20 protein-coding genes are annotated in these 18,072 nt (G+C 30.7%); 1 reads left to right on the forward strand and 19 read right to left on the reverse strand.

Annotated elements, in window-relative coordinates:
- Positions 1-60 precede the first annotated feature (60 nt).
- The 11 genes from murQ to QPK10_RS01040 form a co-directional block, all read right to left on the reverse strand.
- Entirely contained in the window at positions 61-966 is a 906-nt protein-coding gene (gene murQ, locus QPK10_RS00990; protein ID WP_368486186.1) for an N-acetylmuramic acid 6-phosphate etherase, read from the reverse strand.
- 73 nt (positions 967-1,039) lie between these two features.
- Positions 1,040-2,770: a PTS transporter subunit EIIC gene (locus QPK10_RS00995; RefSeq protein ID WP_047791211.1), complete on the reverse strand. Its 1,731-nt coding sequence runs from the start codon at positions 2,768-2,770 to the stop codon at positions 1,040-1,042.
- Positions 2,771-2,886: 116 nt separating this feature from the next.
- Complete coding sequence (locus tag QPK10_RS01000; protein WP_368486187.1) at positions 2,887-3,723, reverse strand: MurR/RpiR family transcriptional regulator; 837 nt, start codon at positions 3,721-3,723, stop codon at positions 2,887-2,889.
- A gap of 15 nt (positions 3,724-3,738) precedes the next feature.
- A complete protein-coding gene (locus QPK10_RS01005; RefSeq protein ID WP_368486188.1) occupies positions 3,739-3,945 on the reverse strand; it encodes a hypothetical protein in 207 nt (68 codons plus the stop codon).
- 149 nt (positions 3,946-4,094) lie between these two features.
- Entirely contained in the window at positions 4,095-4,799 is a 705-nt protein-coding gene (locus QPK10_RS01010; RefSeq protein WP_368486189.1) for a hypothetical protein, read from the reverse strand.
- A 7-nt stretch (positions 4,800-4,806) separates the two neighbouring features.
- The gene (locus tag QPK10_RS01015) at positions 4,807-5,268 is read right to left on the reverse strand and encodes a hypothetical protein (protein ID WP_368486190.1); all 462 of its coding nucleotides are present in this window, start codon (positions 5,266-5,268) and stop codon (positions 4,807-4,809) included.
- A gap of 134 nt (positions 5,269-5,402) precedes the next feature.
- On the reverse strand, positions 5,403-6,152 hold the full coding sequence (locus QPK10_RS01020) for a hypothetical protein (RefSeq protein WP_368486191.1): 750 nt from the start codon (positions 6,150-6,152) through the stop codon (positions 5,403-5,405).
- Positions 6,153-6,256: 104 nt separating this feature from the next.
- Positions 6,257-7,261: an NAD(P)H-dependent glycerol-3-phosphate dehydrogenase gene (locus QPK10_RS01025; RefSeq protein WP_368486192.1), complete on the reverse strand. Its 1,005-nt coding sequence runs from the start codon at positions 7,259-7,261 to the stop codon at positions 6,257-6,259.
- Positions 7,262-7,274: 13 nt separating this feature from the next.
- Positions 7,275-8,591, reverse strand: coding sequence for a ribosome biogenesis GTPase Der (gene der, locus QPK10_RS01030; RefSeq protein WP_368486193.1), 1,317 nt, complete (start codon positions 8,589-8,591; stop codon positions 7,275-7,277).
- A gap of 1 nt (position 8,592) precedes the next feature.
- Positions 8,593-9,264: a (d)CMP kinase gene (gene cmk, locus QPK10_RS01035; RefSeq protein WP_368486194.1), complete on the reverse strand. Its 672-nt coding sequence runs from the start codon at positions 9,262-9,264 to the stop codon at positions 8,593-8,595.
- Between the two features lie 18 nt (positions 9,265-9,282).
- Positions 9,283-9,984 (reverse strand): hypothetical protein, encoded by a 702-nt coding sequence (locus QPK10_RS01040; RefSeq protein WP_368486195.1) that lies wholly within the window; start codon positions 9,982-9,984, stop codon positions 9,283-9,285.
- Positions 9,985-10,091: 107 nt separating this feature from the next.
- On the opposite strand from QPK10_RS01040, the gene QPK10_RS01045 reads away from it, so the two are divergent.
- A complete protein-coding gene (locus tag QPK10_RS01045) occupies positions 10,092-10,343 on the forward strand; it encodes a ferredoxin (protein WP_047791202.1) in 252 nt (83 codons plus the stop codon).
- Positions 10,344-10,371: 28 nt separating this feature from the next.
- On the opposite strand, the gene QPK10_RS01050 is transcribed toward QPK10_RS01045, so the two are convergent.
- The 8 genes from QPK10_RS01050 to QPK10_RS01085 all read right to left on the reverse strand — a co-directional run bounded on the left by QPK10_RS01050 (position 10,372) and on the right by QPK10_RS01085 (position 18,062).
- Positions 10,372-10,752 (reverse strand): hypothetical protein, encoded by a 381-nt coding sequence (locus tag QPK10_RS01050; protein ID WP_368486197.1) that lies wholly within the window; start codon positions 10,750-10,752, stop codon positions 10,372-10,374.
- 78 nt (positions 10,753-10,830) lie between these two features.
- Positions 10,831-12,141 (reverse strand): hypothetical protein, encoded by a 1,311-nt coding sequence (locus QPK10_RS01055; RefSeq protein ID WP_368486198.1) that lies wholly within the window; start codon positions 12,139-12,141, stop codon positions 10,831-10,833.
- 193 nt (positions 12,142-12,334) lie between these two features.
- Positions 12,335-12,982, reverse strand: a complete 648-nt coding sequence (locus QPK10_RS01060) for a hypothetical protein (protein WP_368486199.1) — start codon at positions 12,980-12,982, stop codon at positions 12,335-12,337.
- Positions 12,983-13,007: 25 nt separating this feature from the next.
- The gene (locus QPK10_RS01065) at positions 13,008-13,664 is read right to left on the reverse strand and encodes a hypothetical protein (RefSeq protein WP_368486200.1); all 657 of its coding nucleotides are present in this window, start codon (positions 13,662-13,664) and stop codon (positions 13,008-13,010) included.
- Between the two features lie 164 nt (positions 13,665-13,828).
- On the reverse strand, positions 13,829-14,338 hold the full coding sequence (locus tag QPK10_RS01070) for a dUTP diphosphatase (protein WP_368486201.1): 510 nt from the start codon (positions 14,336-14,338) through the stop codon (positions 13,829-13,831).
- Positions 14,325-15,887, reverse strand: a complete 1,563-nt coding sequence (locus tag QPK10_RS01075; RefSeq protein WP_368486202.1) for a VWA domain-containing protein — start codon at positions 15,885-15,887, stop codon at positions 14,325-14,327. The genes QPK10_RS01070 and QPK10_RS01075 overlap by 14 nt, the downstream gene beginning before the upstream one ends.
- Positions 15,888-15,902: 15 nt before the next feature.
- The gene (locus tag QPK10_RS01080) at positions 15,903-17,378 is read right to left on the reverse strand and encodes an AAA family ATPase (RefSeq protein ID WP_368486203.1); all 1,476 of its coding nucleotides are present in this window, start codon (positions 17,376-17,378) and stop codon (positions 15,903-15,905) included.
- Between the two features lie 12 nt (positions 17,379-17,390).
- The gene (locus QPK10_RS01085) at positions 17,391-18,062 is read right to left on the reverse strand and encodes a hypothetical protein (RefSeq protein WP_368486204.1); all 672 of its coding nucleotides are present in this window, start codon (positions 18,060-18,062) and stop codon (positions 17,391-17,393) included.
- Positions 18,063-18,072: the final 10 nt, after the last annotated feature.

Genomic DNA, 18,072 nt, shown 5'->3' on the forward strand with positions numbered 1-18,072 from the left:
GATTAAAAAAACATCTTAAAGTTTTATTTTAAGATGTCTCCTTTTAATACAATTACTTAATTATTTAATATCATTAATAACATTTGTTACCATATTATGATATTCTTCTAATAATCTTTCACTTTCTTTAAAACTAACTTGTTTTAAAACCATGATAATAGCATGTTTACATGAATAGTTTGATTCAACGAGTGCTTTGGCAATTATATCATCTGCGGCACCAGTTATTTCACGAACAATTTTAGCGGTTCTTACCTTCAATTTTTCATTAGTAGCCATTAAGTCAACCATTAAGTTTTGATATACTTTTCCCCATTTAATCATTAATGTTGTTGAAATCATGTTACATACTAATTTTGTGGCAGTTCCTGCTTTCATTCTCGTGCTGCCTGTAATAACTTCGGCCCCAGTTTCAATGGCAATTGTCTCATCAGCAATTTGACTCATTTCTGAATTTTTTGTCATACATAAACCGACTGCTAAGCCACCAACTGATTTAATATATTCTAAACCTGCTAAGACATAGGGAGTTCTTCCTGAAGCACCGATCCCAATGACAGTATCTAAAGCCGTAACATTTAACTGTTGCAGATCTTTAACTGCTTGGGCACGATCATCTTCGGCTCCTTCCGCTGGGAAGCGGATTGCTTTATCACCCCCAGCAATAATCCCCACAATGTGGTCTTCACCCACGCCATAAGTAGGCAGCATCTCGGAAGCATCAAGAATTCCAATTCGCCCTGATGTTCCCGCTCCAAGGTAGATTACCCGTCCCCCTTGGTTAAACTTTGGAAATATTAAATCAATAACTTTTGCAATAACTGAAATTTTGTATTTAATCGCTGGGGCAATCTTGGCATCTTCATTATTAATAATTGTCAGCATGCCTTCAGTAGTCTCTTTGTCAATATTCATACTGTTAACATTTCGTTGTTCAGTATCAATTTTCGTTAAATCAATTTTCATGTTGTTATTCTCTCCCCATATTATATTTATATTGTGTTATTTTAAATAGCTTCGATAATTTTAATAGATTTTTTTATTCCACTTTTGCTTCTTTAATTTTTAAGCGCTCTGTTTTTGGTAATTTGTAATATTCTACGGTCCAGTATACAAAAATTCCAATTACAGTGATAAAAGCACAAGTTCATAAAATTTGTTGTCAAAGTTGATATTTACCGTCTTTTTTATAAAGTTGCTTCATTTCCCGACCGCCAGCTTGGACAATGCGCGAATAACCGAACATTGTTACTAAGTAGCCCCCGCCAATTGAAATTGCACAACCAATTAAGTAGATTACAACTGCTAAACCAATATTTCCTTTATCAGTTGTCATCATAAATGTCGCTAAAATACCTGATGGTCCAAACATTGAGTTTAAACCAAATGTGATATGTCCTCACATATAAACAGCTCCAATGAAGAATCCTCCAAACCCAGCACCGATTGAGGCGGTGATGAACGGACGGATTCTTGGTAATGTTACCCCATAGATCATCGGTTCACCAATTCCGAAGACGGCCGGAATTAGTGCCCCTTGAATTTGACGGCGTAAGAGACTACCCTTCGCCGCCATAAATCACAATGCAATTCCCGTTCCAATTTGAGCCATTCCAGCCATTCCCAAGATTGGGAATAGACCGTTAACTCCGGTTTCCTTAATCAAAATTGCATAGATTGGAACAAACCCTTGGTGGATCCCAAAGGCCACCGCCACCAGAAAGATGGCGGCGAGCACAAAGGCTCCAAATGGATTGGTATATAGGTGAGCAAAGAATCAAGCAACTGCTTCATATAGATATCCCGAAACTGGAACAATTAAGAACACATTTAATAATAATAATACAAATAAAGTAATCGTTGGTGTTCCCACAGTATCTAAAGCTCCGGGCATGAATTTCCGAACTCCTCTTTCAATTCATAACGCAGCGGTTGCGGTTAATAAGGCCCCTAAGATATTTCCTGATGGGTATCCAAATTCTAGTAATCCTTTAGCATTAATAACTGGACGGTATCCCACAGTTAATCAGTTATTAAAGGGATCATTAATATGAATCCCTAAGAAATTAACTGTCTGATCACCATTGTTAACAATAAACATTGGTACTACTAGTGAAGAGAATGATGGTGAATAAATAGCTGCTGTCATCGCCCCTAAAACTCCACTACCTCCAAATACTTCACAAGTACGTCATCCAACAATAATAATAAAAGCATTCTTTCAAATATTTAGAATCAACCCTAAGGCATTAAATCATGAGAGAGCAGCTGCCGGGGCGTGGGCGGCGTCCATTACTCCACCGTACGAAGATTGCATAATTCCAGCAATCCCCGATAAGATCCCAGCCCCGATAAATCCAATAATCATTGGTGAAAAGATTTTTGAAAACTTCGTAAAAAATACTTGAATATAATTTTGTTTTTGTTTCAATTCACCTTTTACTTGTTTGGCAGCATCAGCGGCACTAATAAACTCACCACTGGGATTAGCTCCCTCCGAATACTCTGAGCGTTCAATGTTAACTAGTTTCCCAAATGCTTGGGTTACATTATTAACAAAACCAGGCCCTAAAACAATTTGCAACTCCGTTGGTGAAGGTGTTAACACACCCATAACATTGGGGGTTGCTTTTAACTTTTCAAGATCAATATTGGCATTCGCTTTAATATTTAATCGTAATCGTGTTAAACAATTAGTATATGATACAACATTATCAGCTTTTATAACATCAATCAGATCTTTGGCAGTTTGTTTTGCATCTTTTGCCATATGATAAAACTCCTCCTATAATTAAAATAATAAAACAAATAGAAAAATTCACAAGAAAAATGCCACTTTCTGGTAATTCATATCAAAATCTGTAATTTTATCTCGCAAAAAATTTCTTAAAACTTATTAATAATGGTGTTGTCCAAAATAGTTTGGTATTTTTCTAAATCTGATGATAACAAATTATAATAAATAATATCCAACGCAAAAAGCAACGCAAAGCGACTGGTTGAAGAAATTGTACGTTCAATTGACTCATTACTACTAATAGTAATCTGATAGTCAGCAATCTTACTAATTGTATTATTTGCTTTTTTACATACTAATAAAATCGGACACGCATTTTCTTGGGCAATTCTTGCTAATTTTATTAAATCTTGCGTTTCTCCTGAATATGACACTACAATTGTTAAATCTTCACTGGTACTATTTTTAGCTAAGAAATAACCATTATGAAAATCATTAACACTAATCGCATTAAAACCTAAGCGTAAGATTTTTTCTTGAAAATCCTTGGCAACATTATATGTTCCCCCTACCGCAAAAATGTTAATGCGCCGAGCTGTTTTTATTTTATCAATTATTTCACTAATTTTTTCCTTATGACCTAAAGTCAAACGAAAAGTGTCATGTAAACTCCGCACAATATTATGATAAATACCGTAGATAAAACCATTATTATCAGCTGATTTTAAAATATCATCTTCTGCTTTAATATTATGGTTAAAATATTTCACCACGTGAATAAGTTCTTTATAACCATCTAAATTTAAGTATTTAGTAAACCGGTTAATTGTGGCCACCGAAGTATAAGTATACTCGGCCATTTCTTTAATGGTAATTTCTGGAACCACGCTTAAATTTTGAACAATATATTTCGCAATAAAAGAAAACCGATGATCATCATCTAAACTTATTTTTTTTATTTCCCGAATAATTTCATTTTCAGTCATGGTAGCCCTCCAAAATTAATAGTTTTTTCTCTTATTAATTGCTTCAATAATAAACCACATGATCATTACCGCAATTAACCCAATTCCGGCAATTGATAATAAGACAATAGCTGGTGTTAAATAATGAAATGCATAAACAATTCCCCCTATAGCACCAATAAGAGTAAATCCAATTAGACTACTATAAATTATTCATTTTTGAATAGTTGTAAAATTAAACATTTAAATCTCCATTTTTTCATTTAACACTTTATAAAATTATATTATAAAATTAAATATTTTCCTAATAATTTTAGTTTGTTTCTAATTTAATCCCGACCCAATAAAAAAAATATTTATCATTCTTGTCATTAAGAACTGATAAATATTTGCTAATTATTAACCTCTGTTATTAAAACAGTATCATTAATAATATTAATTCATAAATCGGCATATAAGTCGGCTAACTCGTTATTTTTGATCCCGACGGTTTGGTTTTCAGCAAGGGTTACATTTGCTTGGTTAAGATGTGCAATGTCGTGAATTTTTTCATAAAATTCATGACTATGATGATAATTACAAATTTTAAAACCTAGCCAGTTGGTTAAAACATCAATTGCGTAAGTGATTCACTTGGTATAAACATCAAAATATAATAAATATTCAGAATTATTAGGATCTAAAATATTTAAAAAACCAGCCGCCACTAATTCATTAAAAAGAAAGATTAGTGATGAGGGATAATAACTCGCAGTATCTGAACCAACTTTTAAATAATTAAGCATTTTTAAGCGGGCATTCTCCAGACCCCCGGATAATTTTTCAAGATTAAAAAATTTCTGATAAGTAAATTGACTGGCATTTGGATACCATTTCTGATGGTCAAGCACAATTGCATTATAAATATAATCATAAATAATTTGGTAGTTTTCAGCTGTGGGTTCAAAGTATTTAACCTTTAATTTTATTGTGATTTGATCAACTGGAATCTTTTCCTTTTCAGACAGTAGTGTTTTGGTGTGATTAATAACCGGATAATAAAAGATTTCTTCAACATCAAGGGCAAAACTAATAATTTGATATGTTTTAACTAACATACATTTCCTATTTAATGTTTTTCTTAATTTTTAATCTCAATGCTGCCAATTTTTGTTTAAGAAGTCTTCACATTAAATAACTACCTAAAAAGTTTTTTAAATATTTTAATTCAGTTTCAAGATAATAATCATCAAAAACTTTTTTAATTTGGTTATTAATATCCCGAATAATTTCATTAATATCAACTGATTGATGAAAATACGTTTGGTATAATTTTTGATATTCTGTCATCATTGAAACAGTTGAGGTATTTAAAGTTAATTCTCGACGATTAATCACTTCTAAAAACATCTCAACTAATTTATTATTATTGATTGTAACATTATTTTGTTTTTTCACATAATATAATTCAATTTTAAGCGCCATTATTGGATTAAGATTACTGAAAGCTACTTCCACCTTTATAATCTCATTAAGTTCCCAGACTAGTTGGTGAAATAAATTCCTTTGGATTGGTAAAGTAAACATTGTTTCCTCCTTCTAAAATATTGTCCATTAAAATTATTATTATTATTATTATTATTTAGTATTTTGTTAAATTAAGAACAGTAAAAATTGCAATAAATAATTAATTTCTGATAAGTTAATTATTTTACTTTAATCTAATTTTGTAAAACCTGGTGGTAGTTCGGATCAACACCAATTCCCCACAAGCGGTGCGGTTGCGTAATAAAATTATGGGGACTAATTTTTCAAATAAATGGTAAAAAGGCATTTTGGGTTTCAACAATTGGTTGATAAAATGCTAATTTATTAATTAAAATTCTTAATTCATAAATAATCATGATACTAATTAATGTCAGCATAATTGCTAAAAATAACAACATTTTCGCACTAATAGTTTGGGCCATTAATTTTTCAAAGAATGGTAGTGATTTAATTTCAATAATTAGAAAAATTAAAATTTCGTCTAACATAATATTAAGATATATTAAGAAACCACCAACAAAAAAGACTAATCCGCGGTAGTGTCCCAAATCCATTAAATTTTTTAAAATTAAGCTAACAATGATCATCATTGAAAGAAAAACTAAAAATAGCACAGAAAAGACATTTAAATTATCAATAAAAAATGGTAAATTCGCATATAAAATGACAATCCAAACTAGAATAATTTTATAAATAGCAGGGAACAAAATAATAAAATTAAAAAATGAGATTAATTTTAGTCATAATATTTTATTAAAAAATCCCTTTTTAATATAATAACGTGAAATTATTGACCATGAGATCCTCGTAATAACCAAAAATAAGATTGTAAGAGTACCATAAAAAAAGGTCATAGCAAAAATATTCAATTGATAAATTCAGTTGGCAAAACCACCAACTATTTTGTTATCGATTGGTATCATATATGTTCTGTTCTCCTAAAATAACTGTCAAATATTTTGTTTGATATATTAATTATACAAAAATATTGTTATTTTACAAAAAAAAAAAAAAAAGCAACTTTATCCTAAATAATTGCTTTTTGAAAAATACTATTAATGACTGCACTTGGTCGTTTATTATTGTACAAAATATCATATAGTCCATTAAATAGTGGTAATTTAAGATGATGCTTTTCAGCTTCTAAATGAATTGTTTTACAAGTCAAAACCCCTTCTACTGTCTTGGCATGAGTAGCTAACACACTTTTGGCATCATCAGCCTGCGCAATTTCAAAACCTAAGGAATAATTCCGCGACTTAACAGAAGTTGCGGTTAAAATTAAATCAGCTAATCCCGCGAAGTTTAAAAAGGTTTCAATTTTGGCCCCTTTTGTTAAGGCAAAGATTTTAATTTCGTTTAAACCCATTGTAATTAATGAGGCTTTGGCATTATCAGAACTATGCAAACCATTAAAAATTCCTGAGGCAATGGCAACAGCATTTTTTAACGCCACCCCATATTCTGCCCCAATCACATCTTGGTCAGCAAACGTAACAAAATATTCATTATGAAATAATTCACGAATTGCCTGGGCAACAGTTAAATTTTCCGAAACTGCCATCATGCATGTTGGTTTGCGTAATAAAACTTCTTTGGCAATACTTGGCCCATATAAGCCACCATAAGCAATTAATAATTCTGGTTTAATCAAACTAGGAATTGATTTTGATAAAACTTCATGGGTCTCGGGGTCTAACCCTTTGGCAACATTAATAAAAACAGCTGGTTTTGTTAGAGTAGTGTTAATTTTGGTAATTACTGTTTTCAACGCCACCACTGGAACACTTAAAATAATATATTCAGCTTCTTCTAAAGCTTCCTGTAAATTGTTAGTAGCCCGAATTTCGCGGTTAATTTTTAAATCACCAAAAAATTTACTATTTAAATGATTATTATTAATATCTGTAATTTCAGTTTCATCAATCCCATACATAATAACTTGGTGATCATTATCTGTTAAAACATTTGCTAAAACTGTTCCATAAGCACCGGTTCCAATAATGGTAATATTACTACTAGTTTTTTTCATTGTTGTTCCTCTTTTACTTTCTTTCTCTAAATAAAATATTAATTGGTACCCCATTAAATCCAAAATAATCCCGAATTTGATTTTCTAAAAATCTTTTATAAGAAAAGTGAACATACTGGGGATTATTACAAAACATAATAAACGTTGGGATTGTACTTTCCGGTTGGGTTGCATAATAGATTTTTACCCGCCCCCCATTAAAATCAGGAGGCGGATTTAATAACTGCGCTTTTACTAAAATTTCATTTAAAACACTAGTTTTAACCCGCTGCTTTAAGCCAGTATATACTTCTTCAATGGCGCTAAATAAAGCATTTAACCGTTTTTTTTCGAGCGCTGAGACAAAAACCATTTTGGCATAATTTAAATATTTAAAATAACCACGAATTTGTTTTTCAATCTCATTCATTGTTCGTTCTGTTTTCTGAGGAATTGCATCCCACTTATTAACTACAATAATAACTGGTTTTTTTTGTTCAAACGCCAAACCACCAATATTAGTATCCTGATCGGTTACTTTTTGGGTCCCATCAATTAATAAAAGGACAATATCACTGCGTTCAATGGCACTGACAGCCCGCAGAACACTATATTTTTCTAATTTTTCGTAGACCTTTCCCTTGCGGCGAATTCCAGCAGTATCAATAACAGTATATTCAGTTTTATTGCGAGTAAAGGTGGTATCAATTGAATCGGTAGTTGTTCCTGCAATATCCGAAACAATAACGCGTTCTTCACCTAGAATGGCATTGGTTAAGGATGATTTTCCCACATTTGGTCGCCCAATTATTGAAAAATTAATCCCCTTATTTTTAATTTTAACCGGTAATTCATCTAAATAAGAAATAATTTGATCTAATAAATCACCAATTCCAATCCCATGACTAGCCGAAATTGCAATTGGTTCACCAAACCCCAGTGCCATATATTCATACAATTCATTATCTTTTTCTTGTTTATCGTACTTATTAATTGCTAATATCACTGGTTTTTTTGCTTTATAAAGCATTTTGGCAATCATTTCATCATCGGGGCTAATCCCCTCTTTATAAGAAACAACAAAAACAATTACATCTGCTTCATTAATTGCAATTTCCGCTTGCATTTTTATTTCTTCAGCAAATAACGCTTGGTGGTCAAGGGTAATTCCACCAGTATCAATTAATAAAAACTCTCTAGTTAATCACTCACTATAAGCATAAATCCGATCGCGGGTTACACCGGGGGTATCTTCCACAATTGCTAAGCGATCCTTAATAATCCGGTTAAATAAAGTTGATTTCCCAACATTCGGTCGCCCAATAATAGCGACAGTTCCTTTTCGTGCCATGTTATTGCCCCTCGCTTTTAATTTTTTCGTTATATAACTTTAACAACGCCTGAATAGTTTCTGAAAATGTCAAATTACTATTATCAAGGACAATTGCATCAGAAGTTACTACTAATGGTCCAGTCGCTCTTTGCATGTCGGCTTGGTCACGTTTTATCAGCTGTGCTTTTAGAAGTTCTAAATCATTGGGAACAATATTATTAACCTTATTTTGGTTTCACCGACGTAAGGCACGAACTTCAATGCTAGCTGTTAAAAAAATTTTTAATCCAGCGGTTGGGAGAACAACAGAAGTAATATCACGACCAACCATTACCACCCCTTGGTCTTTTGCTAAACTTCGTTGTAAGTCAACCATTGCTTCGCGAACAAAAGATAACCCCGTAATTTTATTAATATTTTTTAACACTACTTCTTGTTGGAGCTGGTCAGTAACATTTTCATTATTCACAAAAATATCATCACCGATCACTTGGTAATTAAAATTCTGCAAGGCAGTTTGTAAGGCTTGGTGGTCATTAAAATCAATATTATTAACCACACAATAATAAGTAAAAGCCCGGTAAGTTAACCCCGTATCAATAAATTGGTAGCCAATTTGTTTGGCAAATTCAGCGCCCGCCGAAGATTTTCCACTTCCTGCCGGACCATCAATTGCAATATTTATTTTCATTTTTTCACATCCCCTAATTTATAATGTTACCATTAAAACAATCGCAACTATCATTATTATCATAACAAAAATAATAACAACTAAGGGATATTTATCACGAAGTTTTGTTTTTCTAAACAACGCTAAAATATTAGTATGCTTTTCTTCCACCAGACCGCTTGCCTCTTTTAGCATTTCATTAGTGGTACGATGATCATTCTTACGAATTTGGGCAATAGTTCCAAAATCAATGTTAGAAGAATTAATCCGGTAATTTGCTAATGATTTTTTAATTTCTTCAATCTGATTAACATAATCAACTTTTTTATTTAAAATATCTTCTAATATTGACTGGTATTTTTCATATGTTGGTTTATTTAATAATGTTTCACTAATTAAAATATTATGCATAATATTTCCCGCATCAGCAGTGGAATTATAAGTTATTAAATCTTCTTGCTTAGTTTCAGTTTTAATCTGGTTTAATAATTGTTGGAGGTCATATTTAAAATTAGGGGAATATGGTTGCTCATCCGGGTTTTTATCAAGAAAAACTTTTTCTCAACTAAATTCTTGTTCAAAATCAGTTTTGATACTATTAAAATGGCCCGGATCAATTACATTCAACTTATTCATATAATTATTAACAACCTTGTTAACTTCATTAATTTCTTGGTCAAGCTCAATTTCTTTTTTAATCTCTTCACGCAATTGGGCAAACTTTTCCATTCTTGTTTCCAATTTAATAACACCTCCTAATAAATCACTTTTTTATTTTATATAAGAATTATATAATAATATCAATAAATTTTATAATATAATGTTTATGGAAATTAAGAGGTGCAAATATGGCTGATCGTAATATTGATAAAAAAAGAACTTATGTCAATACTAACTTGTGTATTGCTTGTGGTAGTTGTGTAATGGTTGATGAGACAGAAACATTTTTTATGGATGATGATGGGTTTGCCAATACAAAAGAAAATGATGCGGAATTAGTTGATGCCCAAATTGTTTGTCCGACCCAAGCTATTTTTATTAAAACCTTAGAAGAATATCGTAATCACCACAAAAGTAGTGAAGATCCTGATAATGAATAAAAAAATAACATTGATAAATGTTATTTTTTTATTCATTAAATGGGATTGCTTTTGCTAACTCTGATAAGGGTACTGCTAAATCTAAATTACTAGTTTTTTCTTTACGAATTGAACAACCTTCACAAAAAAGATCCCAAGTTACAGTCATTTGTTCAACATCAACTTCTAATGGTGCTGCTGTGATTTTTTGGTGTTGGCATTGTTGATCAATTCTAATTTTTGTTAGTAAGTCAGTTAATAATTTGTTGATTGCCAATAAGTCTTCGTTGGTCACGCTCTCACGGGCAATTAATTCCTCTAATCATTCTTTAGCAATCGCAATGTCTCTAATGTATTGTGGAAGTAACTGTTGGCTATTATTATCAATAATTCCAGTTAGTTCAACTTCACATTCCTCGGTATTTTTCATAGTCGCCCCCTTGCTAAATAACAATTCTGCTCCTAAGATAATTATAACATATAGCAAAAAATATTTTTTAAAAACTTACTAGCAACAAAAACTAGAGGGTTCTTGTTCTGGTACTTGTTCTGGCTCTGTAATAATAATAACATTATTAACATTTTTCTGATTTCTTTGCGCTAGTTCATTTTGCTTTTGTTTTAAAATATTTTGTTTTTTTTCTTTTTTTCAAATTAATCTGTGTTGTGTATCAATTGTGGCATGAACCTTATTTTCTTTAATAACTAATGTTTTATCCCGCCCTCTAGATTCTTCATTTGTAACAATCAGCCCATTTGAACAACAACTATTCATAATTGGTTCAACAGGTACTTGATTACTATCAGGACAATCTTGTGATTCTGAATCAAGGAGTCTTGAATATTCCGATTGACCACTAATACTTTCACAATTAGCACCTTTGAATTTTCATATTAATTTTTGTTTTAATCACTTTAAAGATGGACTTGAATAAGCAACTAAATCAACAAGGTAGTTTAAAGCAATTGGAATGCCCACTCCGAAGATAGCAGCACCATAATTAGCAACATATTTTTTATTATTAATTTCTTTAATAATTAAATCATAAGCAAACTTAAGTCCACAACTCCCACGGGTAATTCCGATTCCCGAAATAATACTTTTAATAATATTTTTACAACGGTCAGGAGCAAAAGTAGTTAGTGCCTGCGCCAAGGGGGCCAATTGGGCTGCTAAAGCAAATTTAGAAATTTCATTCCCAAAAAATTTTGCTTTCAGAAATTCTCAGACACTATCATCTTCTGATTCTTCTCCATAGTTATAAATAATAGTATAAATCCCCGATGTCACTAGGGAAAGGTTACTCAAAACTAATAATAATTTTAAAACTGTTTGTTGGTTATATGTTAATCACTCTTTATGGTGTAATTTTCGTTCAATAAATGGTCGACCCGCATAACTAAGGGCTTCTCCCGATAACAAATAAATATTAGCTTTTTTTCAAACATCATACTTAATGGGAAGCGTAAAAGAAGTAATAGCACTTACCATTTGTAATATTCCTGCTATTTCAGGACTTTTATTAATAATTTTAATTGTTCAGGAATTAATTCCAAAGATTTCATCATAATTACTACCATCTTTTTCGGGATCATAACCAAATGAACAGACTTCTTGCGTAACCAAGTTAAGTTTCTTCAATGGAATCTTTTTAAAATTATCAAATTCTAATGCCCTCTCTTGAAAAATTGCTGATGTCTCAGCAACATTATATTCTTCTGATATTAAATATTCGCTAGTTTTGTTAGCAGGATTAATAATTTTTGTCACTATTTTATATGTTACTTGTACTGGATTATTTTGTTCATTCTGTGGCATTTTATTCTCCTTCACATCTTATAAAAAAAGTGCCTAACAAAAAATATTTGTCAGGCACTTCTAGCACTCTGTTAACAATATTATTTATACTTATTTTTGAATTTAAGTATATTCTTTATAATAAATTATTTTGAAAAAATCACAATAATTATCATTGAAAAAGTAATTATTATATTTAGACAAGAAAAAATTCTTAATTATTTAAATATGTCCTAATAAATGAATCCTGAGCCTTTTTAAGGGTTTCATAAATAAAATGATGTAAATCTTTTATTTTATTATTAATTAAATAGTCGGTTATTTTTAGATAAAAATTTTTAATTTGTTGCGGTTGGTCAGGAATATTAATTAAACTATAAATCCGCAAAAATAAGGATAATAAGGTTTCTTCTTCAAAAATATTATTAATTAAATCGCAAGGCACCACCCGGTTTAAAAAATAAAACATTTTTGTTTCAATTTCAATAATTTGGTAAAGATTAGTAGGATCCCACCTTTGAACTTCGGCGAGGATTTGGTAGTATTCCTTTTTATTCTTGGACGTTAGTGCTTTGATTAATCGGGTATATTTCATCTCCACTATTGAAGCGCGAATTAAAAAAATATCTTCAATTTCGGCAATTGTTAATTGACGCACAAGATAATCCCCATTTTTAGTAATTTTTAATAAAAAACTATCAGCAAGCTTATCTAAAAAGAATTTAGCTTGGGCTTCCGAAAGGTGGTATGTATTAACAATATTAAAAATATCAATTGGTTCATTAACTTGATAAGTTTTATTAGCAAGCTTTGTTAATAAATCAATGATAATTTCCCGGTCAGTTCACTTTTTGAGGGCCATGGTTAGTTCCTTTCCATTTGTTAAATTATTTTAAAATTTTGCCATAGTATTCTAAAAAGGCAGTTTCTCAAATATTGATAAAACTTAATAAAAACTCGCGTAAGCTTAGTTCATCTTGGTTTAACGTTAACTCAAGCACTTTAATATAAAAATTAATTAATTGTTTACCATACATTTGAATGTTATAAGCAATTACTTTACGAGTATATAATCATAAGTTAATCGCTTTTTTTAAAATATTATCTAATAATGGTGTTTTCACAATTTGGGTAACATTACCAACAACATTATCAATTACCTGCATTATTTTAGGTAAATCATTTTTTTGCTGACTAAGTTTTTTTAATTCTTGCAAACAACTATTAATTTTTTCAATTACACTCGGAGTTAAACTATGCATTAATTTAATAAACCGAATTGTGGTAATTGTATAGTTTAAATATACTAACTGTTTAATTTCTGATTCTAAATATTTCTTAATAAAATACCCTTTCTCTTGATCATAAGCAATTAAATAATCATCAGTTAAGGCTGCAAAAACATTATCAACTTCTTCCTTACTAACATCATATTTAGCACAAAAAGGAATTTTATTAAGAACAGCATTGGGACGATACCGACCCGACAAAATATCTTCTAAAATGCAATTATATAATTGCTTTCGTGTTAGGTTAGACCTCATATTTTCTCCTGTTTTTTCTATTCAAATTATGTAATATTTTCATTATTAAGTAAAATTACGAGTAATTTTAACTCAAAAAAGATTATAGCAAAAAACAGCATAAAACAAAAGAAAAATAATATTATTTATTAATTAAAAAAAGAAAATAAAAATATTTTAGTTTTTTAATAATTATTAGCTTGCCGCGCAAAATTAGTGGCATTTTTTTGATTATAGGCAGCTAATAATTCTTGTTCTGTAAAGTTTAATTTCTCGGCAATCACAAAATAACTTGTTAAAACATTAAAATAATTAGCAACACTATGATCTTTAATAAAGTTAGTATATTCAACAAAACAATTCAAATAAATTGTTGTTAAATTAGTTGGTAAACTTAAATCACTTGGTTGGTAATTAAATGTATTAAAATCTACTTTTAAAGTATTCCCAATGCTAATTAAAAAATGAATACCATCAATATATTCTTCAAGTAATACCGCACGTGCTGAGGGCGGTTTTAAACTTCAATATTTAAAATCACGTTGTTCATTAATAAATTCAGCTAATTCAATTAAAAAGGCTAAAATTCGTTTTTCCAAAGTATCGCTTTCATTAATATTATGTTTTTGATAAATGTGATGATCTAATTTAGTTTGGTTAACAGCCAAGTTAACTAGTTCGTTATTGCTTATCATAGTCCAGATCCACCTTTCCTTCCTTAATTAATTTTAACAAATTTTTGGCTTCGGGGTGATTATTATATTTAGTTCCGACTTGGTCGGTTAATGAGGCAATAATTCGCTCGGAGGCAAAGGGGTCACGCGGATCATAAATTCAAGCATTATCAAAAGCGCTTGCCGCTGATTCGTGGCCCATTGTTCCAATTACTATTGCGTGAAAACGATTACGACGTAATTTTAACTGGTTAATTTTTGCAGTTGTGCGCTCTGATAAATCAGAAGTTAAAAGATCACTAATCATTAACAAATCAGCATTAAAATATTCATTTTTCTCCATCACATTCAACGCATGGTTAATTGCTGGTTCAATATCCGTGCTTCCACTAAAACTTTTGGATAAAAATTTAATTAAATTTGGAACGGAATTACGAACGGAAGAAAAATCATAGACATCTAAATTAGTTGAAAAATTGATCATATAACAAGGGCGTTTTTCTTGCAAGGCAATTTTAGCAATGGCTAAAGATAAGGCTTTAGCAATTTGTTCAGGGTTACCCCGCATTGAAGAAGAAGTATCAATACATAAAATAATTGGTCCTTTTTCTTCAGGAACTCTTGTTTTAACAATATTTAACTTTATTTTTTCAACTGGAACCTGATCTTGCGAAATAAATTCAAAAGTAGTTAGTTTTCCCTCAATAAATTTTTTATAAAAAATGTATTTTAAGACCGGGTCTTTTAAAAGAACTAATTCCGCGGGAAACATGTGCTCTAAATCCTTTGATTCAGTAGCTCCCACAATTTCTTCGGGTGAATTTCCAATTGGTTGTCATTCATAATCCATCACAATTTCTTCGGCTAATCTTTCTTCAATTAGTTTACTTTCCCCTTGGTAACGCCCTAATAAAGTAGCAATTTCCATAATCGCCGGATTTTGTTTTAAAAACTCGGCAAACTTTTCAATGGCTTCCATTTTTAAACTTTTTGTGAGGTTTTCTTCTGGATTTCACATTAAACCAAAAAAATTTCAAACTGTTTTAAGTAGTTTGTTAGTTTTTTGCATAATTTCAATCCGATTATAAAGTTCTTGCAAATACTTATTTCGTAATTCTTCAATTTTCGCAAAGCGATAATCCGCAATCCGTTTAATTAAGATTCCTTCCCAACTATTAATAAAATCTTTAAATAATACTGAGGGATCATTATCTTTTTTATTAAACTCATAACGATAAAAATTTAACCGGTCATAAAATGGTGATTTAACTTTAAATAAAAAATCTTGGGTTTTGGCATAGTTTTCTTTTAACGCACTATAGCCATTAACTTTAACCCAGTTTAATAAATAAATTTCTTTTTCCATTTCACTTGGTAAGGTAATGCTACGAATTTCTTTTTTAATTTTTTCATCATAAAAAGCAGTAATTTGTTGATCAAAAGTATCAGCTAATCACTTGTTATTTTGTTTAAACAACACAAAATGAGGATTTTGTAAATCCTGATTTTTTAGTTTAGATAAGTAAGTATTCATTTTTTTATCTAAGCGATCTTCTAAATACCCTTTCATCAACAAATTCCCCCTTTAATTAGGTGTTGATTCATCAAATTTTAATTCTTGGCCATCAAAAGCATTATTAACTGCTAAATAGTAAGCTTCTTTGAAGAAAATACATGGTTCCGCTAAAAGACGGTGCTTTTCATCCGGAAAAGCAGTTTCTAAACTATCAATTTCCTTTTCAACAGCTAAAATTTTTCGTTCAATTTCAGCGGCACTATTATCCCCTTTGGCATTTTTAACTTCAACAGTCATGTTAGAATTTAAAGTTAAGTTTTTTAATGTTTTATCATTTAAATAAATAACTTCTGTTTGCATAACATCATGCATATTATCTAAGTCTTCACCATAATATAATTCAACTAAGGTTGGTTGGTCTTTATTATGACGAGCATCAATAAAGTCTTCTACCCGAATGAAGCACACGGGATATTGGGCATCTGATCAAAAAATCCGGTGAAAAGTTCCCTGCACTTTTCCATCAAAAATATCATAGTATTCACTTTTCTTACTAATTGATTCTTGAATATCATCATATTGGCGGGCTAATTCTTCTAGTTCCTTGTCAAGACGAATTTTCTTTTGCTTAACATCAAATGTTAACGCATCTAAATAAAATTCATTAAAAATTGCTGTATATTCTTCTTCTTGCTGTTCATCATCTCAAATACAATAGGGAATGACTAACCAGTCTGGTTTATCAACCGTATCACGACCATTATAATAAGCTGATGCTTTCATTAAATGGGCAATTTTCTTTCAACGGCGATCCGAAATATAATATTGTCCTTCGGTAGCAACATACATTGCTTTCCGAAAACGGTTAATAAAATCAAAAGTATCTTGTTCCATTTTAACCTGGTTAATTTCTTTGCGTCACACATCATATTCCTCATGTGTAATTTGTAAGGCTTCATCAACTTGGACATCTAAATTGGTAACCCCCGCAATCATGTCATTAAAGTTTTCCTCTTCTTTTAAACCTTGGGCAATATAACGAATAATAAAACGGTCATATAAGGCTTCTAAACCTTGCCCTTCCGCTGGTAATTCATTCGAAGCAGAAATTAATAACTTCATTGGCACTTTAATATCAACCCCAGCGTTGCGAAAAATCTTTTCATTAATAATTGTTAATAAGGTATTTTGAATTGACGGTCCTGCTTTTCAAATTTCATCTAAGAAGACAATTTCAGCAGTTGGTAAGTATTTATCGATTAGTCGTTTATAAACTCCCCGTTGTAAATCTTCAATTGAAATTGGACCAAAAATTTCTTCGGGAGTTGAAAACCGGTTCATTAAATATTCAAAAATTGTACCATTTTTAAAAGCATGTTTAAGACGACGGGCTACTAATGATTTGGCAATCCCAGGTTTCCCCAATAGAAAAATTGATTCTCCACTAAGCATTGCTAACATTGCTAACTTAAAAATAACCTCTTTTTCATAAACATCTTTTTGTAATTGTTTTGTTAACTCTTCTAATCTTTGTGTTAATGTCATCCTATCTTCCCCCTACACTTCTAAACTGATTTTACGTTTTACATCATCAGATTTTACTAATAAAATACAAGCTCCCACTATTCAAATTGAAGTAATTACCAACACGACAATCATAAAAACTGGAATTCAAGTATTAATATCACCACTATCATTTGATGATACCTTAATACTTGATAAAACTAATAAAACAGCACAAATAATTTCTAAGAATAAGAAATATAAAATTGCTAACATAATATAAGTAATTGCTCACCCATAGACTGCGCCAGCCGTACGACAAATCGCCATTGGAATAAAATATAATAAGCCAAATAAAATAGTAATAATTAAGAATCCATATGCTAAGAAATCACGAACATAAATTCCCTTAGTAATTTCTAAGTTTGGATTAACAAAACTACCAACAGCAATTAAAATAACTTTTTGACCAATAAAATAGGCAAGAGTAATAGCTAAGATTTGGGCAAAAATAATAAATCCCCGCCCAAATTGTTCCATTGTACTACTTCAGTACATCCGGCGTTGGGAAAAATCATTATGTTGCGTTGGTGAAATATAACTAAATTTCTTTTGTTCTTGTTCTGATAATTCCGCAATTTCTTCTTCATATTTAGCCCGTTGCTCAGCGTTATCAAGCAACTCTAAATCAGGAAATTTACTACCATAAGTTGGTTTTTTATTCATCCTCATCACT

Origin of the sequence: Spiroplasma sp. DGKH1, from assembly GCF_040940205.1 — a bacterium.
GTDB lineage: Bacteria > Bacillota_I > Bacilli_A > Mycoplasmatales > Mycoplasmataceae > Spiroplasma.